This is a genomic window from Haloterrigena salina JCM 13891, from assembly GCF_000337495.1.
Lineage (GTDB): Archaea > Halobacteriota > Halobacteria > Halobacteriales > Natrialbaceae > Haloterrigena > Haloterrigena salina.
Map to the genome: position 1 here is coordinate 141644 of NZ_AOIS01000058.1, position 25275 is coordinate 166918.

Genomic DNA, 25275 nt, shown 5'->3' on the forward strand with positions numbered 1-25275 from the left:
CCGCTCACAGCAGGTTCAACAGCGGGACGACCCCGAACCAGACCAGAAACGAAAGCGCCGCGGCCATCAGCCCGTCGATGCGAGCGGGCGTCGTTCGATCCCACAGCCGATCCCGCAGGAGCCAGCAGAGCCCGAACGCGTGCGGGACACTGAGGGCGATCAGCGGGTCGTAGGCGCCGCCGCCGACGTCGAACGCCACCCAGACGAGCGCCGCCAGACAGGCCAGGCCCGCGGTCGCCGTCGCCACCCTCGCGGCGCCGTCGACGCCGAAGCGAACCGCGATTGTCTCCTTGTCGGCGGCCCGGTCGGCCTCGCGGTCCGGCACGCCGGCCAGCGTGATCGACGGGAGCACCGACAGCAGGAACGGCACCGACAGCAGCCACGGGAGCGGGTCGGTCGCACTCCCGCCGAGCAGGACGTACCCGACCAGCAGGACCCCGGTGCTGTGGGTGACGGCTACGTCGAGTTCGCCCAGCGTCCGGTAGGAGAGTTCGAGCGGCGGCAGCGTGTAGCCGAGCGCCAGCACGCCCAGCGCGGCCATGACGACCGCCCCGGCCATGGGCGAGCCGGGACCGATCGCGAGCGCGGCCGCGCCGGTCCCGACGGCCAGCGCGAGCGCGACGGCGATCCCCCGTCTGAGGTCGCCGAACTCGAGGACGCCGTCGACCAGTACCTGCGAGCCGCCGGTGAACGGGCCGGCGAACGCGTTCTCACGATCGGTGGGATAATCGACGTACTCGTTCGACAGCACCGTCGCCGCCTCGAGGGAGAAGAGGAAGGCGAAGCCCAGCCAGTAGGCGGACGAGGAGAGCACGTCGCTCGAGCCGACGGCCGCCAGCGCGCCGATGGTGTAGGCCACCCACGCCATCGGGTAGAATTGCAGCCGCAGCGCCTTCAGCCACGCCGTCGCCCGCCGGCAGACGCGCGTGGATCGCGAATCGGGCCCGCTGGCGAGACTCTCGCCGAGTCGAGTCGCCTTCTCGAGCCACCCTTCGCGTTCCTCGGCGGTCGACTCCTCGACGGGGCCGAGGTTGGTGATCCGCGTCGTTCGGATCCCCGCGTAGCCGAGCGTCGCGCGTTTGACGGCGTTGTTGCCCGGCTGGCGGTAGATCCAGCGGTAGACCCACGGCGGCATGTCCATCGTGACGATCAGCTCGGCGGTCTTGTCGTCCAGTAATCCCTCGTGTCCCGCGCCCTCCTCCTCGTCGTACTCGACGAACGCGAAGCCGGGCGTGAAGACCCGATCGAAGAAGCCCTTGAGCCGCGCCGGCATCGTCCCCCACCAGTTCGGGTAGACGAAGACGAGGTGGTCGGCCCACTCGATCGACTCCCGGGCCGCCCGCAGGTCGGGCTCCAGCGACTGGTCGGTCGGCGAGACCTCGCGGACGTCGGGATCGAACTCGCAGTCGGCGACGGCGAGTTGCCGCACCTCGAGACCGGCCTCGAGCGCCCCGTCGCGGTAGGCGTCGGCCAGCGCGCCACAGAGGCTATCGGTTCGGGGGTGGCCGAGGACGATTAGGACGTTCATCCGTAGTCGTGGACGGTCGTAACGACGACGGCGGCCTAAAAAGCGCGGCCTGAGACCGGCGGATCGATCGCGGGGACACCCGAGACCGACCGCGCCGGTGTCCCAGTAGCCCTACCGACCACTCACGAGCGGACAATAGCCATCATATCAACGTTCAATACTGTTTCACCCTCGAATGGATCCACGGAAATGTCCACGTCCGACCCCGCCCCCGAAACAGCCGATCGGGTCGTCGAGGAGTACGTTCTCGACGTCCGTATCGTCGACGACGACACCGACGAGCGCTACCGGTTCGAAGCGCCCGAACACACCGATATCGCCTTCGACAGTCTCACGGACGCCCGCCTGTACGCCGACGTCTACTTCGACGTGAACGGCTTCGTCGAGGAGGGTACCGGCGAGCGCGGCGTCCCGCCGGAGGTCGTCCAGGCGGGCAAGGACACCCTCGCCGCCTACCTCATGACGCTGCCGTGGGCCGACCGCGACTGGGTCGCCTCCTTCTTCGGATCGACGCCGACGGAGATCGAGCGCTACCTCACGTGGGTCCGCGACCGCGCCGACGAGGTCCGGACCGAAGTGAAGACACAAGGTCTCGACTGACGACCGCTCGGATCGCTGCCGCCGTTCGACACCCTCGTTCCCCTTTCTTCGACAGTTCCGCCGTCCGCCGCCGGAGCCGCGCTGACGCCGTGATCGGCGCGTTCCTGTCTCGAATTACTCGACCCGCGCCCCGTCGGGTCTTCGACTCGCCCCGCGACGCCGGGTCGGCTATGTAATCCCTCTCACGTCTGCATATCGATCAATAGACGTCAGAGTGCTATGTTCGGTATATTCCCGTTAATTTTACTTCGTTATCTACAATATCTCACTTCTATCTATTATAAATTCTCATTACTTCTTCGAATATTGATTCGGCTGCATGGTCGAATTTACCAGGCGGAATCTGATGGCATCGTCGGCTGCAGCGGCAGTCGGCGCGGGGACAGTTGGTCTCGTGGGGGCGGACGAGGATCCCGAGGAACACGACACGCTCGAGGCGCCGTACGTCAAGGGGAACATCGATCGATTCTCGACGACGGCCTTCGGCGCCGAAGTAACGGGGCCGTTCGTCTTCGACACGGGGGAACTCCTCTACAGTCTCCAGGGTCCACACGACGATAATCTCGAGCCCTTCAACACGGGCGGGGTCGGCGTCTTCGACGACTTCCGGTTCACGTTCAACGGCAAGAACGACGAGTTCGACGAGCTCGAGCCGCCGCGAACGGACCGCGAGGAACAGCAGGTCCTCGGGGCGGCCGGCGACTACCGGCTGCTCGTCCAGACGGGCGACGAGATCAACGGCGGGACCGAGCGGTTCGGCCACCCGCAGACGCCGGACGGGCAGGAACTCGTCGACGTTTCCGAAGACGGGTACGACGGCATCGGCGACCAGGCCGACATGAACTTCTTCGTCTCGACGGACGAGGAGGGGCTTGAGGGCTACCTCTTCACTAACAACGAGATCCGACCGGGAGGAATCACGCGAACGCCCCTCTACCGGGACGAGGACGGCTACCTGCAGGCCGATCTCGAGAACGCGATGGAACTCGAGAACACCGAACCGTTCCGCGAGATCGGCGGGACGAAGGTCAACTGTTACGGCGACCTGAGTCCGTGGGAGACGCCATTGTCGGCCGAAGAGGAGTACGGCCATCCGCGCGTCAACGGGCTCGCGACGGTCAGCGATATCGTCGAGCAGGGGAGCGGCGTCGGTCTCCGCGGCGGCAGCGAGTTCTGGAATCGACCCAACATTCTCGAGGTCGACGGCTCGCTCCAGGAGCTATTCGGCGACGAGCACGAGTACCCGATGGGGCTGCACAACAACCGGAACACCGAGAAACACGCCTATCACCTCGGCGTCGAGCCGATCGATCAGAACGAGGTCGAGGGCGAGGACGGGCTCGAGACCGCGAACACGCCCCGACCCATTGGCGACGAGGCGTTCCCGAACCGCTACCGCTACGGCAAGATCGTCGAGGTCACCGAGCCGACCGCCGACGTGCCGACCCCGGTCAAGCACCACGTCTTCGGTCGCGCCGCGTGGGAGTGCCCCGAGGTGCTGCCCGACGAACGGACGGTCTATCTCGCCTCCGACGGCGGCGCGAAGGGCATCTACAAGTTCGTCGCCGAGAAGCCGATTCCGGAGTGCGACGACCGGATGGACGTCCGCGGCACGCTGTACGCCATGAAGGCAACCGAGATCGGCGAGGGACCGGTCGCCGAGACCGATCTCGACATCGAGTGGCTCCCGCTCGGAACGGCGAGCAATGCCGAAGTCGAGGCCTGGATTAGCGACTACGACGACGTTACGCAGGTCGACTACCTCGAGACCCACGCCGAGACCGACTGGGCCGACGACCTCGAGCAGGCGCTGACGGAAGCGGACGAGGAGGTCGCCATCAACGGCAACCAGGATTACATCACCGACGAGGAGATCGTCGAGTGGGCCGAACAGTACGCGGAACGTGGCCCCGACGGCGTCGACGAGGACCTGCGTCGCGTTCCCTTCCTCGAGACCCGCGCGGCCGCCAAGGAGATCGGCGCCAGCATCGAGTTCAACAAGGCCGAAGGGATTGACGCCCACGACGAGGCCGAACCCGGCGACTTCATCTACTTCGGCATCTCCTCGCTCGGCGGCTCCATGGCCGACGAGCACGGCGAGCTTCGGTTCGACGAGGTTCAGACCGGCGTCCTCTACCGAGCCGAACTCGAGGAGGATTACGACGTCTCCCGACTCGAACCGGTCGTCGTCGGCCCGAACGAGAGCGATCCCACGTCGATCCTCGACGAGTCGCTGATCAACGTCGACAACGTGATGGTCATGGACGACGGCCGAGTCATCCTCTGTGAGGACAAAGGTACCTTCGGCCGCACGTACGAGAACGACGCGATGTGGGTCTACGAGCCGCCGGCGGTCCTGCGCGCCGACTCGATCGCGATTAGCCACGGTGCGACCGGCGAGGTCGACCTGACGCTCTCGTCGATCCCCGACGGCCTCGCGGGTGGTCGCGTCACTGTCTCCGTCGAGCACGCCGACGTCGCCGAGATCACCGACGCCAGCTACCACGATGCGCTCGAGTTGACCTCGGAGCCGTCGATCGGCGACGGCTCGAGCGTCGAGTTCCGCTTTGCCGACCTCGAAGATGAGATCGGCGCGACCCTCGAGGAGGTCACGCTCGCGACGCTCGACCTCGAGGGCGTCGGCACCGGCACGACCGATATTACGATCGAGGTCCACTCGCTTGACGACGACGACGGGATGGCGATCGACACCCAGCCTCGCCCGGGCGTCGTGGTCGTCGGTCCGTCGCCGATCGGCGAGGGCCGCGCTCCGACGGACCTCGACGGGGACGGACGCTTCGAGGACGTCAACGGCAACGGCCGACTCGACTACCAGGACGTCACCCTGCTGTTCGAGAACCTCGAGGGTGACGCCGTCCAACTCAACGAGGCGGCGTTCGACTTCAACGACAACGGCCGCATCGACTACGACGACGTCGTCGCCCTCTACGACGAACTGTAATCGAGGCGCCGTCCGCGTTCGGATTCGCGTCCGGCTCGTGATTCGGCGCCGAGCCGTACGGTCGATTCGCCCGCCTCGTCGCTGGCGCTCGATTCGACCGTTCATCGCCGAGACGACCGCCGAGCCGGTCTCACCTGCGGTTTTTCGTCCGGACTATTTTTCGGCCCTCCGCTCGACTATATAGACTCCCGCTCGTTCAATTCGACTATCGAGACGTATGAACTTCACCGTTTGATAACAGTATGGATTATAATAATATTATAAAACCTGACCCTATCCCAAGGGGTCAACCCGTTTGCATGGTCGAATTTACCAGGCGAAAGCTGATGGCATCGTCGGCGGCCGCGGCAGTCGGTGCGGGGACGGTCGGTCTCGTGGGGGCGGACGGGGATCCCGAGGAACACGACACGCTCGAGGCGCCGTACGTCAAGGGGAACATCGACCGGTTCTCGACGACGGCACTCGGCGCCGAGGTAACGGGGCCGTTCGTCTTCGACACGGGGGAACTACTCTACAGCCTGCAGGCGCCCAGCGACGACAATATGGAGCCGTTCAACCGGGGCGGGGTCGGCGTTTTCGACGACTTCCAGTTCACGTTCAACGGCAAGAACGACGAGTTCGACGAACTCGAGCCGCCGCGAACGAAGGCCGAGGAGCAGCAGGTCCTCGGGGCGGCCGGCGACTACCGGCTGCTCATGCAGGCGGGCGACCCGATCAACGGCGAGACCGAGCGGTTCGGTCACCCGCAGACGCCCGACGGCGAGAACGTCGCGGAGCTCGTCGGCGAGGACCTCGCGAGCGCCGGCGGCGTCACCGACATGAACTTCTTCGTCTCGACCAACGACGAGGGGACCGAGGGCTACCTCTTCACCAACAACGAGACTCGTCCGGGCGCGATCACGCGGACGCCGCTCAGCCGCGAGTCGGGTCGCTGGGAGGCCGACCTCGAGAACGCGATGGAACTCGAGAACACCGAGGCCTTCCGCGAGGTCGGCGGCACGCGGATCAACTGTTACGGCGACCTCAGTCCGTGGGAGACGCCGCTGTCGTCCGAGGAGGACTACAGCCATCCGCGGGTCCAAGGCACCGCGACGGTCAGCGACATCGTCGAGAACGGAAGCGGCGTCGGTCTCCGGGGCGCCAGCGAGTTCTGGAACCGACCGAATCCCGGTGAACTCTCGAACGGGCTCAACGAGGCCCTCGGCGAGGACGGCTGGGGGCCGATGGGTGCCTGGGCGCTGACCGGCCTCGAGAAACACGCCTACCACCTCGGCGCCGAGCCGGTCGACCGGATCGAGGGCGAGGATACGCCTACCCCGATCGACGACGAGGCGTTCCCGAACCGCTACCGCTACGGGAAGTTCGTTGAAATCACCGATCCCGCAAGCGACGACCCTGTCCCGGTCAAACACCACGTCTTCGGCCGCGCCGCGTGGGAGTGTCCCGAAGTGCTGCCCGACGAACGGACGGTCTATCTCGCTTCCGACGGCGGCGCGAAGGGCATCTACAAGTTCGTCGCCGAAGAGCCGATTCCGGAGTACGACGACCGGATGGACGTCTGCGGCACGCTGTACGCGATGAAAGCCACCGAGATCGGCGAGGGACCGGTCGCCGAGACCGACCTCGATATCGAGTGGCTTCCGCTAGGCACCGCGAGCAACGCCGAAGTCGAAGCCTGGATCAGCGAGTACGACGACGTCACGCAGGTCGATTACCTCGAGACCCACGCCGAGACCGACTGGGCCGACGACCTCGAGCAGGCCCTGCGCGAAGCAGACGAGGAAGTCGCGATCAACGGCAACCAGGACTACATCGCCGATGAAGAGATCGTCGAGTGGGCCGAACAGTACGCGGAACGCGGCCCAGACGGTGTCGACGAAGAACTCCGTCGCGTTCCCTTCCTCGAGACCCGCGCGGCCGCCAAGGAGATCGGCGCCAGCGTCGAGTTCAACAAGGCCGAGGGGATCGACTCCCACGACGAGGCCGAACCCGGCGACTTCATCTACTTCGGTATCTCCGCGCTCGGCGGCTCGATGACCGACGATCAGGGCGAACTCCGCTTCGACGAGGTCGAGACCGGCGTCCTCTACCGAGCCGAACTCGAGGAGGGGTACGACGTCTCCAGACTCGAGCCGGTCGTCGTCGGCCCGAACGGGAGCGATTCCGTCTCCCTGCTCGACGAGTCGCTGATCAACGTCGACAACGTGATGGTCATGGACGACGGCCGAGTCATCCTCTGTGAGGACAAGGGCTCCTTCGGCCGCACGTACGAGAATGACGCGATGTGGGTCTACGAGCCGCCGGCGGTTCTCCGGACCGACTCGATCGCGGTCAGCCACGGCGCGACCGGCGAGGTCGACCTGACGCTCTCGTCGATCCCGGACGGCCTCGCGGGCGGCCGCGTCACCGTCTCCGTCGAGCACGCCGACGTCGCCGAGATCACCGACGTCAGCTACCACGACGCGCTCGAGTTGACCTCGGAGCCGTCGATCGGCGACGGCTCGAGCGTCGAGTTCCGCTTTGCCGACCTCGAGGACGAGATCGGTGCGACCCTCGAGGAGGTCACGCTCGCGACGCTCGACCTCGAGGGCGTCGGCACGGGTACGACCGATATTACGATCGAGGTCCACTCGCTGGACGACGACGACGGGATGGCGATCGACACCCAGCCGCGTCCGGGTATCGTGGTCGTCGGTCCGCCGCCGATCGGCGAGGGATCGGGTCAGGCCCCGACGGACCTCGACGGGGACGGACGCTTCGAGGATGTCAACGGCAACGGCCGACTCGACTACCAGGACGTCACCCTGCTGTTCGAGAATCTCGAGGGCGATGCCGTCCAACTCAACGAGGCGGCGTTCGACTTCAACGACAACGGCCGTATCGACTATGATGACGTCGTCGCCCTCTATGACGAGCTGTAACCGATGAGGCACGACAACACCGATACGCCGACGACCGGGTCCGAGTCTGAATCGCACCGCCGAGGCCGGGACCGCTCGCCTCTCCGCGGGCGCGCGTTCCGAACTCTCGTCGTCGCACTCGTGATCGCGACGGTCGTCGGAACGGTCACGCTCGGTTCGGTCGGCGCCGCGACCACGGCCGGCGAGCCGACGACGACTGAACCGAGTCCGGCGATGACTGATGGGGCCGCATCGGCCGACAGCGCTGCACCGGCCAACGGCGCCTCGAGCGGCGCCGAGCCCGCGCTGGTCGTCTCCGACGCGACGGTCGAGCCCGATTCGACCGGGAGTCTCCGCGTCTCGCTGACCGACGTTCCCGACGGACTCGCCGGGTTCAAGATCGCGCTCGCCGTCGACGACGGCGACGTCGCAACCGTCGCGAACGCCAGCTACCCAGATCACTTCGGGTTGACGACCGACCCCGCCGTGGGCGCCGACGGCGAAACGATCACCGTCGAAGCCGCCGACCTCGACGACGCGGTCACGGCCGGCGACGCGAACGTCACGCTGGCGACGATCGACGTGGCCGGCGCCGACGCCGGTCAAACGGACCTGCGCGTTACGTCGATGCAGGTCGACGACGACGACGGTGGCGCCGTCGACCCGTCGCTCGAGGCGGGAACGCTGACCGTCGGCGACGATGGCTCCGGTACCGAGGACTCGGATCCCAACGGATCGGAATCCGACGATAACGGCTCCGAATCCGACGGTGACGACTCCGAATCCGACGACGACGGCTCCCCGTCAGACGACGAGACGGACGACGACGGCTCGGACGACGGGATGCCCGGCTTCGCCGCTGGCTCCGCGCTCGCCACGCTCGCCGTCCTCGTGGCTACCGTGCTCGCGAAACTCCGCTAACCGCTCCAACCCGGTTCGTTTTTTCGCTGCGCGGCTCGTGCGTCGGAATTCCGAACATGATCGTCTCCCAGTTTTACCTTCACGGCTGCCAACGGGTCGGGTATGGGAGACACTCCTGACGAGAACAAGTTCGCCACGAACAGCGTCCACGCCGGCCAGGTAGCCGATCCAACGACGGGTGCCCGAGCGCCGCCGCTGTACCAGACAACCTCCTACGAGTTCGAGGACACAGAGCACGCCGCCGCCCTGTTCGGCCTGGAAGAGACCGGAAACATCTACTCGCGGATCATGAACCCGACGAACGCGATGCTCGAGGAGCGCATCGCGACGCTCGAGGGCGGCGTCGGCGCGCTCGCCACGTCGTCGGGGATGGCCGCCTTCGACCTCGCGACGTTCATCCTTGCGGACGTCGGCGACAACATCGTCTCCTCGTCGTCGCTGTACGGCGGCACGTACACCTACCTCACCCACACCGTCGCGAAGCGGGGCATCGAGACGAACTTCGTCGATACGCTCGATTACGAGGCCTACGCGGAGGCGATCGACGACGATACCGCGTTCGTCCACCTCGAGACGATCGGTAATCCAGCGCTCGTGACGCCCGATATCGAGCGCATCGCTGACATCGCCCACGACCACGACGTGCCCCTGTTCGTCGACAACACGTTCGCGACGCCGTACCTGTGCCGCCCGCTCGAGCACGGCGCCGACCTCGTCTGGAACTCCACGACCAAGTGGCTCCACGGCGCGGGATCGACGGTCGGCGGCGTGCTGGTCGACGGCGGCTCCTTCCCGTGGCCGGAGGGCGACTATCCCGAGATTACGGAACCCAATCCCGCGTACCACGGCGTCAACTTCTACGAGACGTTCGGCGAGGCGGCCTTTTCGGTCGTCGCGCGGACTCGCGGGCTGCGCGATCTGGGGAACCAGCAGTCGCCGTTCGACGCCTGGGTCACCCTCCAGAAACTCGAGTCCTTGCCGCTGCGGATGGAGAAACACTGCGAGAACGCGATGGCCGTCGCGGAGTACCTCGAGGACCATCCGAAGGTCTCCTGGGTCAACTACCCCGGCCTCGAGAGCCACGAGACCCACGAGAACGCCCGGGAGTACCTCGAGGGCGGCTACGGCGGGATGATCACGTTCGGCCTCGAGGACGGGTACGACGCCGCAGAAACGGTCTGTAACGAGGTCGACCTGACGAGTCTGCTGGCGAACGTCGGCGACGCGAAGACCCTGATCATCCACCCCGCGAGTACGACCCACCAGCAGCTCACCGAGGAGGAGAAACTGGCCAGCGGCGTCACCGACGACCTCGTGCGGCTCTCGATCGGCATCGAGGACGTCGACGACGTAATCGCGGATCTGGACCGGGCGATCGACGCGGTCTGATCGCTCGCCGTCGTCGCGTCAGTGACGACACTCGAAGACAGAACGACGTTCGGTGGTAGAACAGCGCTTGGTGGTAGAACAGCGTTCGACGATGAAACAGCGCTCGGCGGTGAACGCCGTTTTCAGCGAGTCAAACCAGCCCCTTGTCGTTAAGGTCACGCGGTTCGATGTATTCGGCATGCCTACCGGGTTGCTCACGGACGAGGCTGCGGAACGGATCGTCACCACCTGTCGGACGGCGATCGGCGACAGCCTCCGTTCTGTCACCTACTTTACGCGCGACGACTTCGAGCAGGTGTACCTGCGCGAGGACTTAGAGCGCGACGCCGATCTGTCGACCTTTATCGGCCACGAGTGGCGCGGTTTCAAGACGGCCCAGACGGCCTACGACAACTCCGAACTCGGCGACTACAACTACACCATTCGCGTCTTCGACAACGGCTTTCTCGTCAGAGTAACCAGCGATAGCGACGGGATCTTCGTCACGACCGACGGACTCACCGTCAAAGATTTCGAAGAGGTCGCGACGGCGATCAACGTGTTCCTCAACGATCGCGAGATCGAGTAGCGAACTCCTCGTCGGTCGATCGGTCGGCGTCCCGTTCGCGATGATCGCTGTCGTTCTCCTCCTCGGTCCGACTCGAGGGCGTTCCGATCGGCAGCCCGGAGCCGAGTTCCCCGTCGATGCCGAGGAGGCGTGCGAATCGGCGGCGTTCGGCGGCGTGTCTATCGAGACTCATGCCGTCGAAAAACGGCAATATCCGTTGTAGTAATGCATGCCATTTATCGCGGAAACGGCCGATTACGTTCGTGAAACGATCCCGCCGCCGTCGGGCGATTACCCGCCTGTAACGGCCCCATTCAATAGTCAACGACCGTGACAGACTGCGCGACAGCGTAACACCCTTTTCGCTCACCGCCGTTCGAACGGACGATGACCGATCTTCCCGATCCCGTCGCACGCGAACTCGAGTCCCACGACGCGTTCGTCCCGCGCGAGGACGGCGCCGGATACGACCTCGAGACGACCGTCTTCGACGCGACCGTCACCGCCGACGACGCCGAGGGCAAGCGAGACGGCGAGTTCCGCGTCACCGTCACCCTCCCGACGCTCGACGCCGCCGTCGCCGGCGAGACCGTCGCCTCCGTCGTTGAGGACGGCTGGTTCGAAACCCTAGAGCGCCGTCTCGAGGACACCTTCACGGTGGCCCAGACGAGCACCCACGAGGACCCCGCCGTCGACCGCGGCGACGACGCGGTCACCGTCAGACTCGAGTACGTCGCCTGGGACGCCGCGGAGGGCGTCGACGACGCCAAGGCCCTCATCGAGTTCGTCGAGGGGACGTTCGCCCAGGGGATCATCCCCGGCTACGAGTATCAGGGCGCGGCCGCGACGCTGCTCGAGAACGCCCAGAACCGCGGCCAGCAGGCCGCAGAAGGTGACGGCGGTGGTAACGGAATGCCAATGTAGCGTTCTCAGTACGACCGTCGCTTCGTATTTCTCTGGCCGGGAGCGCGACTCGAGCGACGGCGAGAGTCGTGCGACTCGGGGAAGGGCAGGCTAATGCCCAGTCGATCACCGCGAGTGAGCGAAGCGAAGGAGCGGGCCGACGACCGATGTGGAGGCCTCGAAGAGGCCGAAACGGAGGGAGGAGCGCTTTTAATCGAATTTTTGCCGAGGGCGTGGCGAAGCCGCGCCCGCAGCGCAAAACTTCGCTGCTAGTCCATCGCGATGTACGTCTGGGTGTTCTCGACGCCGTCGATGCCCTGGATCTGGGTGGCCGCGATCTCCTTTACCGCGGCGGGAGTTTCGACCTGCGCTTTCGCGATGATGTCGACGTCGCCGGCGACGATGTAGGCCGACTGAACGCCGTCGATCGTCTCGATGCTGTCTCGGAGTCGATCCGCCTCGCCCGTGTTCGCCTTGATCATGATGAATGCCGTGACCATCAGTTGACACCTCCGGTATCGGTCTCCGACGACAGGTCCGTCGTCGCGGAACTCGAGCCCGTCCCTGCGTTCGTAGCCGCTTGGGCCGCCGATTCGCCGACCAGGAGCTGGCGGACCTCGCTCAGGACGTCGAAGTCCGCGAGGACGATGAGCCGGTCGCCGTCCTCGAGCGAGAGGTCCGCGTCGGGGAGCCCGAGGTCCCGGCCGCGCTTGCCGAACGCGAGGACGGTCGCGTCGGCGGGGAGTTGCAGTTCGCTGATCGTGTAGCCGTTGACGGGGGCCGCGTCGGTGATCGTGAGTTCGACGACCTGCAGATGGGGGGCGATGTCCGCGATCGCGCGGATCGTGCCGCCCAACAGGGCGTTTTTCGCGCCGATCGCGCCGAGGCGCTCCGGGTAGATCACCTCGTCGACCTGGTCGGCGTACTTGCGGTAGATCCCCTCGCGGTAGGCCTCGTCGATGCGCATGATCGTCCGGCAGTCGTAGTGGTTGGCGATCATGCAGGCGGTGAAGTTGACGTTCAGATCGCCCGTCAGCGCGCCCAGCGCGTCGGCGTCGCGGATGCCGGCGTCCTCGAGGATGTCCTCGCGAGAGCCGTCGCCCTCGACGACGGGGAACTCCTGGTCGCGAGCGCGGCGAACCCTCGCCTCGTCGCGTTCGATCATCGTTACCTCGTGGCCCTCGTCGCGCAAGACGCGCGCCGTGCGCAGGCCGACCCGTCCTGCCCCGATAATCACGAACCGCATGAACAGGGGTACGCTCGCCCCCGTGAATAAGTTTGTCCCCGAGTACCATGGTGGTTGTTCGAACGTCGCAACCGCGGGACTACGCGTTCGTCGCTCTCACACGGACAATCGACCGCGGCGAGCGATGGTCGGAGACGGCACGCCTCCGGACGGAAACGGGCTGTCGTCCTGCTGGGTTCAGGTCACCGTCGCGCGGCTCGGCCGCTCGTCTCACCCCATCGCGATGTACGTTTTCGTGTCGCTGACGCCGCCGAGTCCCTGAACGCTCGAGGAGACGGTCTCGAGAACGTCGTAGACCTCCTGGCCGTCGATCTCCGCGATGATGTCGTAGTTGCCGGCGACGATGTGAGCGTCGACCACCGACTCGAGGCCCCTGATCTCCGCGAGTAGCCCCTCGGACTCTCCGGCGGCCGTCTTCACCATGATGAACGCGTGGACCATCGGTAGTGTGGTATTCTATGGCACGACTAAAGCCTTTGCCCGACGCCGGAGATGAAGACGGAATGACGGGAGGCAGCCGCCGTCGCTCGATTCGCACCGCCGAATCGGGAGCTTCAAGCGGGGTCGGTCGAGAGTGGGGGACGTCAACCGTGTTCGGTCAGGTTCTCCACAGCGACGGCGTCGTTGGACTGCCCGCTCAGACCGGCGGGCTCGGAGTGACGCCCGATATGGTGGTCGTGTTCGGGATCATTCTGCTCGCGCTCGTCTTATTCGTCACCGAGTGGCTGCCGATCGACGTGACCGCGATCCTCGTCATGGTGCTGTTGATGGTGCTCGGCGCCGACGGCGTGGTGAACTTCACGCAGATCTCGACCGCAGAGGGAACCTCCGGGTTCTCGAACTCGGCGACGATCACCGTGCTGGCGATGTTGATCCTCAGCTCGGGGATCAGCCGCACCGGCGTCGTCCAGATCGTCGGTCGGAAGATGTCGGCGTTCGCGGGCGAGGACCTCGACAAACAACTGCTCGCGACGATCGGCGTCAGCGGCCCCATCTCCGGGTTCATCAATAACACGCCGGTCGTCGCCATCCTCGTCCCCGTCGTCTCGGACATCGCCCACAAGGGGAAGACGTCGCCCTCGAAACTCCTGATTCCGCTCTCTTACGCGTCGATGTTCGGCGGGATGCTCACCCTCATCGGCACCTCGACGAACATCCTCGCGAGCGACGTCTCCGCGCGGCTGCTCGACCACCCGTTCTCGATGTTCGAGTTCACCCAGCTCGGGATCATCGTGCTGATCGTCGGCAGCATCTATCTCATGACGGTCGGCCACCGACTGTTGCCCGAGCGCGTCCCCGTCGAGGAGGACTACGTCCAGGAGTACGCCATTGAGGAGTACCTGACCGAGGTCGTCGTCAACGACGACTCGCCGATCGTCGGGACGACCGTCGAGGAGGCCATCGACCACGTCGAGTTCGACGCCGACATCATCCAGGTCGTCCGCGACGACGAGGAGTTCATCGAACCGATCGGCCAGAAGACGATCCGGGCCGGCGATCTGCTCCGGCTGCGCGCCGACCGCGACACCGTCCAGCAGTTCGTCGACCGGGAGACGCTCACGCTCTCGGGCAGCCCCGAGACCGCCGCCGAGTTAGAGCCCGACGAAGTACCGGATCGGACCCTCGTCGAAGTGGTCGTCCCGCGCGGTTCGTTTCTCGTCGGCGAGTCCCTCGAGAGTTCGACGTTCCGACAGCGCTACGACGCGACGGTGCTGGCCTTCCGCAGTCGGGGTGAAACGGTTCGCGAGGACATGGACGAGCGGCGGATCCGCGTCGGCGACACGCTGCTGGTCCAGGCGGCGCCGGACAGCATCGATCGCCTCTCGGGGAACGACGACTTCATCGTCGCACACGAACCCGAGGAACCGGACTACCGGAGCGAGAAGATTCCGCACGCGGTGGCGATCATGGCTGGCGTCGTCGGCTTCGTCGCCGTTCCGTGGGGCGCGGTCGGCGCCGCCCTCGCCGGTGCGACCGGCGTCGCGGCGTTCGAGGCGATGTCGGCCCTTTCGCTCCCGATCCTCGTGACCGCGCTCGCGGGCGTCGTGGCGATGGTCGCGACGGGCGTCCTCAAGCCGACCGAGATCTACGACGCCGTCGAGTGGGACGTGATCTTCCTGCTCGCCGGCATCATCCCCCTCGGGATGGCCCTAGAGCAGACCGGGGGCGCAGACTTACTTGGGAGTCTCGTCGCCGCGACGGGGTCCTATCTGCCGATTCTCGGCGTCCTCTGGGTCTTCTACCTCGCGACCGGGCTCATCACGGGCGTCATCTCCAACAACGCGAGCGTCGTGTTGATGCTTCCCGTCGCCGTCGAGACCGCGAACCAGATCGGTGCGAACCCCTTCGCGTTCGTCCTCGCGGTGACCTTCGCGGCCTCGACGGCGTTTCTCACGCCCGTCGGCTACCAGACGAATCTCTTCGTCTACGGTCCGGGCGGCTACAAGTTCACCGACTTCGTCCGCGTCGGCGCGCCGCTGCAGTTGCTGCTCTCCGTGGTGACGGTGCTCGGCATCGAATTCTTCTGGGGCGTCGCCTGAGGAAGGCTCGTCCGGTTCCGGACCGACTGATGCGGCCGGAACCGCCGACTTAGGGCGACTCGAGGTCCGAATCCTCGAGCGCCGATTCGAGCGTGGACAATACCGCTTCGAGCACCGCGTCCGGCTCCTGGGTCGCGTCGACGCGGACGAACCGATCGGGCTCGCGCTCGAGGAGTCGCTCGTAGTTGTCCCGGACCGACTCGAGGTAGTCGACGCGTTCGAACTTGTTCGTCGCGCCCGCGCGCTCGGCGGCCGTCTCGGGATCGACGTCGAGATAGATCGTCAGGTCCGGCGGGATCGAGAACGGTTCGTGGACGTCGACCACGTACTCGAGGGGGTCGTCGACGGCGAGGCGGTCGGACGCCTCGAGGGTCGCCCCCTGGTAGGCGAATCGGGAGTCGGAGTACCGATCGGAGAGCACGAGGTCGCCGGCCTCGAGGGCGGGTTCGATCACCCGCGAGAGGTGGTCGGCGTGGTCGGCCGTATAGAGGAACAGTTCCGCCAGGGAGTCGGCGTCGTCGTCGCCGATCGAGCGGTAGACCGCGTCGCCGTACCAGGAGTCGTTCGTGGGCTCCCGCGTGAAGACCGCGTCCGGATAGCGCTCCCGTAGCGCCTCCCAGACCGTCGTCTTGCCGCTCCCGTCCAGTCCCTCGAGCGTGACCAGCATACGTCCACGTCGTCGGGTGGGCTATTACAATCCATCGAGACCGACCGCCAAACCACGGAGGCGATCAGTTATTTATCGCTGCGGCGTCATCTTTCGGGCATGAAGATCCTCGTCGCCGGCGGTACCGGTTTCATCGGCACGCCCCTCTGTACGGAGCTCCACGAGCGGGGTCACGAGGTGACGGCGCTGTCCCGCGATCCCAGCGACACCGATCTTCCCGCAGGCGTCGATCGGGTGGCAGGCGACGTCAGTGCTTACGACTCGATCGCCGAGACGGTCGCGGGTCACGACGCCGTCGTCAACCTCGTCTCGCTCTCGCCGCTGTACCAGCCCCCCGACGAGGACGCCCACGAGCGGGTTCACCTCGGGGGCACGGCGAATCTCGTCCAGGCGGCCGAAGACGGCGGCGTCAATCGATTCCTCCAGATGAGCGGGCTCGGCGCTGATCCGGACGCCGACACCGAGTTCCTCCGCACTAAGGGTGCTGCCGAGGACGTCGTCACCGAGTCGCGGCTCGCGTGGACCATCGTCCGTCCCTCCGTAGTGTTCGGCGACGGCGCCGAATTCCTCGAGTTCACGAAACAGTTGACGACGCCGTACGTGACGGGGCTTCCCGGCGGCGGAAAGACGCGGTTCCAGCCGATCTGGGTCGGCGATCTGGTTCCGATGCTCGCCGATGTCCTTGACGACGATACCCACGTCGGCGAGACCTACGAGATCGCCGGCCCCCAGATCGTCACGCTCGCGGACGCGACCGAACTGTCCTACGCAGCTGAGGGGAAATCCGTCTCCATCGTCTCGATTCCCATGTCGCTGGCGAAATTCGGACTCTCCGCGATCGATCCCGTCCCGTTCCTCCCGTTCGGCGCGGATCAGGCCCGATCGCTCGAGATGAGCAACACCGTCGTCACCAACGACGTCTCCGCGTTCGGCGTCTCGGAGGACGAACTGACGACGCTCGGGTCGTATCTCGGCGTCGACGCGGCCGGCCGACGGCAGACGTCCCGACCGTCGCCGTGATCCGCGCCCGAGCCGAGATCGCCGTCCGGCGATTGCCCCCCTGATTTACGGCTGGACCAGTCGGCCCAAACATTTAATATAAAACACAGTCGCTTCATCGTTCACGATACGTTTCTCTCGTGAAAACTTGCAGTCGAGACCGACGCCCGCTTGCGATTTTCGCGAACCCCAAAGAAGAAGAGAAATTCAGCCCAACAAAAGACTTATGTCCTTAATCACTCTGTACCAATTCAACGGAGCCCCCTGACAAACTATGAAGCTGGCGATGATCGGATTCGGACAGGCTGGTGGCAAGATCGTCGATCGATTCCTCGATTACGACGATCGGACGGGTAGCGGAATCGTCCGTGCGGCGATTGCCGTTAACTCCGCGAAAGCGGACCTCATGGGCCTGAAGAATATACCACAGGAGAATCGAGTACTCATCGGCCAAGCCCGGGTAAAGGGCCACGGCGTGGGTGCAGACAACGAGCTCGGCGCGGAAGTCGCCGAGGAAGACATCGACGAGGTGCAAAACGCCATCGACGCGATTCCGACCCACGAGGTCGACGCGTTTCTGGTCGTCGCCGGGATGGGCGGCGGGACCGGATCCGGCGGTGCCCCGGTGCTCGCGAAGCATCTCAAGCGGATCTACACGATCCCCGTCTACGGACTCGGCGTCCTGCCGGGGACGGACGAAGGCGGCATCTACACGCTCAACGCGGCCCGTTCATTCCAGACGTTCGTCCGCGAGGTGGACAACCTCATGGTCTTCGACAACGACTCGTGGCGACAGACGGGCGAGTCCGTCGAAGGCGGCTACGAGCAGATCAACGAGGAGATCGTCCGTCGGTTCGGCATCCTCTTTGGCGCCGGCGAGGTCGGCGACGGCCAGGAGGTGGCCGAATCCGTAGTCGACTCCTCCGAGATCATTAACACGCTCTCGGGCGGGGGCGTCTCCACGGTCGGCTTCGCCAGCGAGGAGGTCGACATGAACACCGGCGGAGGCCTGCTCTCCCGGTTTACCGGCGACGGCGGCGGCGACGACAACTTAGACGCCGCGAACACGACCAACCGCATCACGAGCCTCGTCCGCAAGGCCGCGCTCGGACGGCTGACGCTGCCCTGCGAGATCGAAGGCACCGAGCGAGCGCTGCTCGTACTCGCCGGCCCCTCGGAGTACTTAAACCGGAAAGGCATCGAACGCGGGCGGAAGTGGCTCGAAGAGGAAACCGGCAGCATGGAAGTCCGCGGCGGCGACTACCCCCGCGAGGAGCCGGAGGTCGCCGCGGCAATCTTGCTCTCGGGCGTGACGAACGTCCCGCGGATCAAGCGCCTCCAGCAGGTCGCCATCGAGGCCCAGGACAACATCGACGACATCCAGCAGGAAAGCGAGGAGAACTTAGAGGAACTCGTCGAGGACGACGAGGACGAACTCGAGCCGCTGTTCTAGGCTCGCTTTTCTTTCGACACCCGACGGCGCCAGCGATCGCACTCGTGTCGGGGGGCACGACGGGGGACACTGGCCCCGTCGGCGCGCTCGACCCGAGTCGGACTCGAGCCCGAGTTCGACGTGCTTTTGCCTCCGTCCGGCCTAGCGACCGTCGATGCAGGTCGTCGTCCCGTTCGCCGCGACGGAGCCGAAGACCCGGCTCGCCGACGTCCTCACGCCCGCGGAGCGGACGGTGTTCGCACGCGCCATGCTCGCGGACGTCCTGACCGCGGTCGTCGAGGCGGGCCACGAGCCGACGGTCCTCGCGACGGCGCCGCTCGACCCCGCGACGCTCGATCTCGAGGCCGACGTCCGAGACGCGGTTTCGGTCGCAGTCGACGAACGGCCGCTCACCGAGGCGGTCAACGCGCGGCTGCCCGAGCGCGGCGACGACGACCCCGTGGCCGTCGTCATGGCCGATCTCGCGCTGACGACCGCCGGCGCGCTCGAGGCGCTGTTTTCCGCCGCGGCCGACGTCGCGGTCGTCCCGGGTCGGGGCGCCGGGACGAACGCGCTCGTCGTCGACCACCCCGAGTTTCGGGTCGACTACCACGGCGCGTCCTACCTCGATCACCGCGAGATCGCCCGCGACGTCGGTGCGACCCTCGAAACGGTCGATTCGTTCCGGCTGGGGACCGACGTCGACGAGCCCGCGGACCTCGTCGAGGTGCTCGTCCACGGGACCGAGACCGACCGCGCGCCAGCCCGGCTCCGCGAGTTCGGATTCGAACTCGAGCGAACCGACGGCCGCGTGACCGTCGCGCGACTCGAGGAATCCCGTCCGGAGTAGCGCCGTCGACGGACGGCGTTGCTACTCGGCGACGGGTAACACTCGAAAATAGACGGCCGAGACGGTCGTCACTCGGTCGCCGGGTCGGCTTCGGGACGGGACCGCGTTCGGATCCGATCCGAGTACGCGCCGAGGCCGAGCCCCGAGATAAAGGTGAGGAGGCTGGGAACGAGGATCCACAGGAGGTCGGGATGTTCTGTACCGGTGTGAAGTGCGATATCGAGCATACGGATCTCCCTTTGCCGGACCACTGACGTAATACAATCGGTTGCCGCCCTTCTCGCCGCCTGCGACTGCGATCGGCCGACGCCTCCACCCTCGCCGCGCTCGGCGAGTCGTCCGGAAGTGAAGGGCTTATGTATCGAGCGCCGGGATTCGGAGGTAATGTTCCCCGGGGCGAGCGAGTACGGCGTCGACATCGCGGTCGACGACGCGGCGGTCGAGGACCTCCTCGAGGTCACGCCCGCCGACGTCGACGCGCCGCCCGCGCTGACCTTCTCGCGAAACGTCTTCGTGCCGCTGACGACGGCCTGCCGCTACACCTGTACCTACTGCACGTACTTCGATCCGCCCGGACAGGCCTCGCTGCTCTCTCTCGAGGAAGTCCGCGAGATCTGCCAGCGGGGGGCCGACGCGGGCTGTACCGAGGCACTGTTTACCTTCGGCGACGATCCCGACGACCGCTACACTGAGATCCACGCGCAACTCGAGGAATGGGGCCACGACTCGATTCACGGCTACCTGCGCGAGGCCTGCGAGGTCGCCTTAGAGGAGGGGCTGCTTCCCCACGCCAATCCGGGCGACCAGACCCGCGAGCAGATGGCCGAAGTGGCGGACGTCAACGCCAGCATGGGCGTGATGCTCGAGACGACCGCCGAGGTTCAGGCCCACGGCGGCCCGCGCAGCAAGGAACCGGGCCAGCGCCTGCGGACGATCGAGAACGCCGGGAAACTCGACGTCGCCTTCACGACCGGCATCCTCGTCGGGATCGGCGAATCGTGGCGCGACCGAGCCGAGAGCCTGCTCGCGATCCGCGAACTGCACGAGCGCTACGACCACATCCAGGAAGTGATCGTCCAGCCCGTCGTCGACAACGAGCGCTGGTCGGAGGGGTCGCCCGACCTCGCGACGATGCGCCACGTGACGGCGATGGCCCGCGTCGCCCTCCCCGAGGAGATCTCGGTTCAGGTGCCGCCGAACCTCGCGCCCGCAAAGGAACTGATCGACTGCGGCGTCGACGATCTGGGCGGCGTCTCGCCCGTGACGGACGACCACATCAACCCCGAGTACGAGTGGCCCGCCCTGCGCGAACTCGAGGAGATTGCTGACTCGGCGGAGCTGCCGCTGGGGGAGCGACTACCGGTCTACGAGCGGTTCCTCCCTGAGGACCTGCGAACCGACGGGTTCGACGGCGTCGCCGCCGACGGCACCGTCGGTGCGACCGGACGCCGAGATCCGAACGCGGACCGCGAGTGGATCTCGCCGACGATCCGTAAGGCGCTCGAAGGAGACGGCGAGGCCGGACGGCGGTATCGAACGGTGCTCGAGTCGACCGGCTACTGATCGACCGTCGCTCGGAACCGCGAAACTGCGATCCGTTTTCGATCGATTCGTCAGTTGATTCGGATCGTTTTCGAGGCGGCGTTCTCGTGGTCGGTCACACTTTTGTACTGGAATCTTATTCAGTATAGAAACAAATATCACTCTATGATGTTATTCGAGAAATATGAATATCGAACGCCGCCCGTATCTGACCGCCACCGGTGGCGCGGCGTTGGCCCTCCTCGCCGGCTGTCTCGACGAGTCCGATGCCGACGACGACGATCCCGAGAACGAATCCGACGAGAACGGCGACGAGACGGAATCGCAATCCGGCCCGGAAGCCGCCGTCGAATCGTTCCTCGAGGCCGCCGCGAACCAGGACACGGACGCGATCACCGAGGTCGCCCACAGCGCCAGTTTCCTCAATCCGGAGGCCCACGAGGAGTCGGAGTTCGAATACCGGTTCGGCTCCGGGGACGAGGTCGATAGCGTCGACGACCTCGAGTCGTTCGAGACGGCGGTCCAAACCGCGGACGCGTCGATCGACGACGTCCTCGATCTCGAGGACGCCGCGTTCGTGTCCGACCGGGAGACGCTGGAAGACGATCTCGGGGGCGAGGAGATCGCGCTGGTCCGAAGCGAGTCGACGTACCGCGATCCCGAACGGAACGGGGCGCTCGTCACTACGACTACTGTCTGGATCGTCGCGACCGATACCGACGTCGAACCGGCTTCCGACGACGGCGACGACAGCGAATCGAACGGCGATGACGACGAAGCGAACGACGACGGCACCGAGTGGCACGTCTACTGGAGCGTCCTTCGAGAGGAGACGATCGACGACCTCGAGGCGGCGTTCGAGGCGCCGATCGTCGACGAGGACGACGACGTGGTCGCGGAGATCGACTGGGAGCACGACCAAGCGCGGAGCGGAAACGCCGCCGACGGCGAGGACCTCGAGTGGGACGTCGAGTGGGCGAAGGTCGTCCTCACCGACTCGCCGGGGCGCGACGCCGAGGACCTCGAGTGGGACGTCGAGTGGGCGAAGGTCGTCCTCACCGACTCGCCGGGGCGCGACGCCGAGACCGTTCGCATCGAGTCGACAATCGAGGGTTCGGAGTTCGAACTCTTCGGCGAGGGCTCGAACGCGTGGGCGAGGTCCTGGGTAGCCGTCTCGCTCAACCCCGACGGCGACCAGATCGTCGTGACCGCGATCGACGACGGCGAGGAAACGGTGGTTCACCGGGAGCGGTACGAACCGTAGCTCGAGACCGCCGATTTCGACCGCTTCGCTCGCGACGGATCAGGTACAGGAGAAGCCGCCGTCGACGACCAGCGCCTGGCCGGTGATCCAGTCGGCCTCGTCGCTCGCCAGGAACAGCATCGCGTTGGCGATGTCCTCGGGGTTCCCGAGACGCTTGAGCGGATAGTAGCGGGCCATCTCCTCCTTGGCGGTCTCCCACTCTGCCTCAGTGCGGTTCTTCCGGGGCATGGCCGTGTCCGTTACGCCCGGACAGACCGCGTTCGCTCGGACGCCCGCGGGGCCGACCTCCGCCGCGACCGTCCGCGTGAAGTTGACGACTGCGCCCTTCGACAGCGAGTAGGCACCGAGTTCCGGCGCGCCGATGACCCCCGCCAGCGACGCGGTGTTGACGATCGCGCCCGACCCCTGTTCCTTGAAGTGCGGAATCGCGGCGTGACAGCCGTTCCAGACGCCCTTGACGTTGACGTCGATGACCCGATCGCGCTCTCCCTCGTTGATCTCCTCGATCTTCGTGCGCTGGTGGCTCACGCCCGCGTTGTTGACCACGACGTCGAGGCCGAACTCCTCGACCGCCTCGTCGACGGCCGCGTGGACCGCGTCGGCGTCGCGGACGTCCAGTTCGACGGCGGCTCCGTCCTGGCCTGCTTCCTCCACTTGGTCGACTGTCTCCTCGGCGCTCTCGAGGTCGATATCGGCGGCGACGATCGTCGCTCCCTCCTCGGCGAACCGCGTCGTCGCTTCGCGGCCGAGGCCGGAGCCCGCGCCCGTGATAAACGCAGTCTTGTTATCGAGTCGCATACGAGCGCCACACCGAGGCGGAAAATAAGTGCTGTGCCGCGCGGTCGGGGTCGGGTCGTCGACTCAGTCGTCGGCCGGCAGCGCCCGCTCGGCGCGTTCGTCCTCGGTGAGTAGCGGCGTGCCGTCGGCGTTCGGGCCCAGCTGCGGGCCGAAGGGCGGACTCTCGGGGTCGATGACGCGCCGTTTCTCGTAGTCGGTCGAGCGCTCGACCGGGACGCGGCCGATCGAGGAAATCATCTCGACGTAGTCCTCGAAGGAGCGGAACTCGCCGTAGCCGCCGCCGGCGCGCTTGGTGATCTCCTCGGAGAGGATCGTCCCCATGTAGTCGTCGGCGCCGCAGGAGAGCATCTTCAGGCCTTGCTCGTCGCCGTACTTGACCCACGAGGACTGGACGTGGTCGACGTTGTCGAGGAAGAGCCGCGAGACGGCGATCATGAGTTCGTCCTCGTCGATGCTCGGGCCGCTCGAGACGACGTCGTGTTCGAACAGCGGCGTGTTCTGGTGGACGAACGAAAGCGGCACGAACTCCGTGATGTTACCCGTTCGGTCCTGCAGGTCGCGGATCCGTTTCAGGTGCAGGGCGCGGTGGGCTTCGTTCTCGACGTGGCCGTACATGATCGTCGCGGTCATCCCGAGGCCGACGTTCGCGGCGGCCTCCATCGCCTCGAGCCACTCCTCGGTGTCGATCTTACCCGGGCAGATGACGTCGCGAACCTCCTCGACGAGGATCTCGGCGGCCGTCCCGGGGACGGTGTCGAGGCCGGCGTCTTTCAGCCGTCGGAAGACCTCCTCGTATGACCAGTCGGTCCCGCGGCGGGCGTGGTAGGCCTCCTCGGGGGTCATCGAGTGGACGTGGACGCCGTCGACGCTCATCGCCGCGATCTGGTCGGTGTAGGTGCCGGGGCTCGTGTCGTAGCGTTCGGGCGGCTTGTAGTTGATCTCCTTGGGCTCGGGGTGGGCCTCGAGGATCTCGCGCTGCTCCGCGTCGAGCGCGAAAGCGGGGTGCAGACCGGAGACCGAGGTGACCTCGTAGATGCCCCGATCGACGGCGTCGGCGACGATCTCGCGGGACTCGTCGGGCGTCTTCGTGAAGCCGGCGGTCTCGACCTCGGCGTCGCTCTCGAAGGTGTGGGCGGCGTCCTTGAAGTTACAGAACAGACAGCCCACGTTACAGGCGGTCGTGACGTTGTTGTTCAGGTTGGCGACGAAGGTAACCTCCTCGCCGACGACCTCGGCGCGCCGGCGGTCGGCGGCCTCGAGGACCCGCTCCTTGCGTCGTTGGTCGATACCCTCGCCGTCGGTGCCCGTCGTGAACAGCTCGATGGCGTCGTCGACGGTGAGCCGGTCGCCGTCGCGGGCCTTCTCGAGTGCGTTCTCGAAGGACTGGTCGGTCTGAGGGACGTGGTCGAACGTGAGGTCGGCCTCGGTCACCGGTCGCTCCATCGGCGTATGAATGCCGGTACAGTGAGAAAAACATAGTGGATTCGCGAGTCGGTGGGAATTCGAACCGGCGCTCGCGTCGTCCCGCCACCGCCGGGAGTCGAGTCGGTCGTCGTCGGCTGCCGCGAGCCGGTCACTCGCGCCGTTTCGTTCGGCATCGAGCCGGAAGCCACTCCGTTCTGACTCTGTGTCCGTCGAGATCGTCGCTTCGTCGCCCCCCAATCCGTCGAACGCAGGTCGCGTTCTTATCGGCGGCGACCGCGAAGGGAGCCCATGAGCTCACGGACATCGACGGAGTGCGTCGAACTCGCCCTCGACGACGGCGCCGACGAGGAGCGCCGCGCCGGCGCGATTCGCGAACTGAAAACGGCGAACGAGTGCGACGAACTCGCGGCGCTCGCCCGCACGGAGCGCATCGCCGATCGGTACCGGCGACAGGCACTCGAGGCGCTGGCGACGTCCCAGTGCGATTCGGCCCTTCGCGGCCTCGTCGAGGAGGAGGATCTCGAGGAATCACTCCAACAGACCGCAACGGAGTTGCTCGCGACCGTCGACGGTGACTGAGCGGACTCCCGCTCCGGACGCCGGTTTGAAACCGCAGCGTCATCGACCGCGGATCTCCTGCCCGATACTGAAACCTTCTTAGGGGCCGACCACGGCAACTGGGATATGAACTGCGGCGGCGGACACGTCCTGAGGTGTCGCGTATGACTGCTCTCACAGCGAAACCGTTCGAACGTCACGGTC

The 25275-nt window shown here is 66.1% G+C and carries 23 protein-coding genes; 14 read left to right on the forward strand and 9 right to left on the reverse strand.

Annotation, left to right across the window (positions count from 1 at the left end; all coding sequences use genetic code 11):
• Positions 1 to 4 precede the first annotated feature (4 nt).
• Positions 5 to 1528, reverse strand: coding sequence for an NAD(P)H-dependent oxidoreductase (locus C477_RS18180; protein ID WP_008896001.1), 1524 nt, complete (start codon positions 1526 to 1528; stop codon positions 5 to 7).
• A gap of 189 nt (positions 1529 to 1717) precedes the next feature.
• On the opposite strand from C477_RS18180, the gene C477_RS18185 reads away from it, so the two are divergent.
• The 6 genes from C477_RS18185 (at position 1718) to C477_RS18210 (ending at position 10868) form a co-directional block, all read left to right on the forward strand.
• Complete coding sequence (locus tag C477_RS18185; protein ID WP_008896002.1) at positions 1718 to 2128, forward strand: hypothetical protein; 411 nt, start codon at positions 1718 to 1720, stop codon at positions 2126 to 2128.
• 319 nt (positions 2129 to 2447) lie between these two features.
• The gene (locus C477_RS18190; protein ID WP_049914657.1) at positions 2448 to 5090 is read left to right on the forward strand and encodes an alkaline phosphatase PhoX; all 2643 of its coding nucleotides are present in this window, start codon (positions 2448 to 2450) and stop codon (positions 5088 to 5090) included.
• 299 nt (positions 5091 to 5389) lie between these two features.
• A complete protein-coding gene (locus C477_RS18195) occupies positions 5390 to 8011 on the forward strand; it encodes an alkaline phosphatase PhoX (RefSeq protein WP_049914658.1) in 2622 nt (873 codons plus the stop codon).
• Between the two features lie 120 nt (positions 8012 to 8131).
• Entirely contained in the window at positions 8132 to 8911 is a 780-nt protein-coding gene (locus tag C477_RS18200; RefSeq protein WP_239641903.1) for a hypothetical protein, read from the forward strand.
• A 102-nt stretch (positions 8912 to 9013) separates the two neighbouring features.
• Positions 9014 to 10300, forward strand: coding sequence for an O-acetylhomoserine aminocarboxypropyltransferase/cysteine synthase family protein (locus tag C477_RS18205; RefSeq protein ID WP_008896006.1), 1287 nt, complete (start codon positions 9014 to 9016; stop codon positions 10298 to 10300).
• A gap of 178 nt (positions 10301 to 10478) precedes the next feature.
• Entirely contained in the window at positions 10479 to 10868 is a 390-nt protein-coding gene (locus C477_RS18210; protein ID WP_008896007.1) for a DUF7522 family protein, read from the forward strand.
• On the opposite strand, the gene C477_RS18215 is transcribed toward C477_RS18210, so the two are convergent.
• Positions 10846 to 11040 (reverse strand): hypothetical protein, encoded by a 195-nt coding sequence (locus C477_RS18215; protein WP_049914659.1) that lies wholly within the window; start codon positions 11038 to 11040, stop codon positions 10846 to 10848. The two genes, C477_RS18210 and C477_RS18215, sit on opposite strands and share 23 nt — an antisense overlap.
• Before the next feature lie 194 nt (positions 11041 to 11234).
• On the opposite strand from C477_RS18215, the gene C477_RS18220 reads away from it, so the two are divergent.
• Entirely contained in the window at positions 11235 to 11771 is a 537-nt protein-coding gene (locus C477_RS18220) for a DUF5813 family protein (RefSeq protein WP_008896008.1), read from the forward strand.
• A 248-nt stretch (positions 11772 to 12019) separates the two neighbouring features.
• On the opposite strand, the gene C477_RS18225 is transcribed toward C477_RS18220, so the two are convergent.
• The 3 genes from C477_RS18225 to C477_RS18235 form a co-directional block, all read right to left on the reverse strand.
• A complete protein-coding gene (locus C477_RS18225) occupies positions 12020 to 12250 on the reverse strand; it encodes an Lrp/AsnC family transcriptional regulator (protein WP_008896009.1) in 231 nt (76 codons plus the stop codon).
• A complete protein-coding gene (locus tag C477_RS18230; RefSeq protein ID WP_008896010.1) occupies positions 12250 to 12996 on the reverse strand; it encodes a potassium channel family protein in 747 nt (248 codons plus the stop codon). The genes C477_RS18225 and C477_RS18230 overlap by 1 nt, the downstream gene beginning before the upstream one ends.
• A gap of 210 nt (positions 12997 to 13206) precedes the next feature.
• On the reverse strand, positions 13207 to 13437 hold the full coding sequence (locus tag C477_RS18235; RefSeq protein ID WP_008896011.1) for an Lrp/AsnC family transcriptional regulator: 231 nt from the start codon (positions 13435 to 13437) through the stop codon (positions 13207 to 13209).
• Between the two features lie 227 nt (positions 13438 to 13664).
• Between C477_RS18235 and C477_RS18240 the strand changes: the two genes are divergently transcribed.
• On the forward strand, positions 13665 to 15536 hold the full coding sequence (locus C477_RS18240; RefSeq protein WP_049914666.1) for an SLC13 family permease: 1872 nt from the start codon (positions 13665 to 13667) through the stop codon (positions 15534 to 15536).
• Positions 15537 to 15585: 49 nt separating this feature from the next.
• Here the strand turns inward: C477_RS18240 and tmk are convergent, their stop codons facing one another.
• On the reverse strand, positions 15586 to 16203 hold the full coding sequence (gene tmk / locus C477_RS18245) for a dTMP kinase (protein WP_008896013.1): 618 nt from the start codon (positions 16201 to 16203) through the stop codon (positions 15586 to 15588).
• Between the two features lie 99 nt (positions 16204 to 16302).
• Here tmk and C477_RS18250 point away from each other — a divergent pair, with 99 nt between their 5' ends.
• From C477_RS18250 to cofC, 3 genes are all read left to right on the forward strand, one after another.
• Positions 16303 to 17223: a complex I NDUFA9 subunit family protein gene (locus C477_RS18250; protein WP_008896014.1), complete on the forward strand. Its 921-nt coding sequence runs from the start codon at positions 16303 to 16305 to the stop codon at positions 17221 to 17223.
• Between the two features lie 253 nt (positions 17224 to 17476).
• Positions 17477 to 18655, forward strand: coding sequence for a tubulin/FtsZ family protein (locus tag C477_RS18255; RefSeq protein WP_008896015.1), 1179 nt, complete (start codon positions 17477 to 17479; stop codon positions 18653 to 18655).
• 154 nt (positions 18656 to 18809) lie between these two features.
• A complete protein-coding gene (cofC, locus tag C477_RS18260) occupies positions 18810 to 19484 on the forward strand; it encodes a 2-phospho-L-lactate guanylyltransferase (RefSeq protein WP_008896016.1) in 675 nt (224 codons plus the stop codon).
• Between the two features lie 68 nt (positions 19485 to 19552).
• On the opposite strand, the gene C477_RS24220 is transcribed toward cofC, so the two are convergent.
• Positions 19553 to 19711, reverse strand: a complete 159-nt coding sequence (locus tag C477_RS24220; protein ID WP_008896017.1) for a hypothetical protein — start codon at positions 19709 to 19711, stop codon at positions 19553 to 19555.
• Positions 19712 to 19868: 157 nt separating this feature from the next.
• Here C477_RS24220 and cofG point away from each other — a divergent pair, with 157 nt between their 5' ends.
• Together cofG and C477_RS18270 are read left to right on the forward strand one after the other, a co-directional pair.
• The gene (gene cofG, locus C477_RS18265; protein ID WP_008896018.1) at positions 19869 to 21047 is read left to right on the forward strand and encodes a 7,8-didemethyl-8-hydroxy-5-deazariboflavin synthase subunit CofG; all 1179 of its coding nucleotides are present in this window, start codon (positions 19869 to 19871) and stop codon (positions 21045 to 21047) included.
• A gap of 163 nt (positions 21048 to 21210) precedes the next feature.
• On the forward strand, positions 21211 to 22290 hold the full coding sequence (locus C477_RS18270) for a hypothetical protein (protein ID WP_008896019.1): 1080 nt from the start codon (positions 21211 to 21213) through the stop codon (positions 22288 to 22290).
• A gap of 39 nt (positions 22291 to 22329) precedes the next feature.
• Here C477_RS18270 and C477_RS18275 read toward each other — a convergent pair whose 3' ends face one another.
• Positions 22330 to 23088, reverse strand: coding sequence for an SDR family NAD(P)-dependent oxidoreductase (locus C477_RS18275; RefSeq protein ID WP_008896020.1), 759 nt, complete (start codon positions 23086 to 23088; stop codon positions 22330 to 22332).
• 63 nt (positions 23089 to 23151) lie between these two features.
• On the reverse strand, positions 23152 to 24531 hold the full coding sequence (gene cofH, locus C477_RS18280) for a 7,8-didemethyl-8-hydroxy-5-deazariboflavin synthase subunit CofH (protein WP_049914667.1): 1380 nt from the start codon (positions 24529 to 24531) through the stop codon (positions 23152 to 23154).
• A 270-nt stretch (positions 24532 to 24801) separates the two neighbouring features.
• On the opposite strand from cofH, the gene C477_RS18285 reads away from it, so the two are divergent.
• Positions 24802 to 25092 carry a hypothetical protein gene (locus C477_RS18285; protein ID WP_008896022.1) on the forward strand — a complete coding sequence of 97 codons (291 nt, stop codon included), beginning with the start codon at positions 24802 to 24804 and terminating at the stop codon, positions 25090 to 25092.
• Positions 25093 to 25275 lie beyond the last annotated feature (183 nt).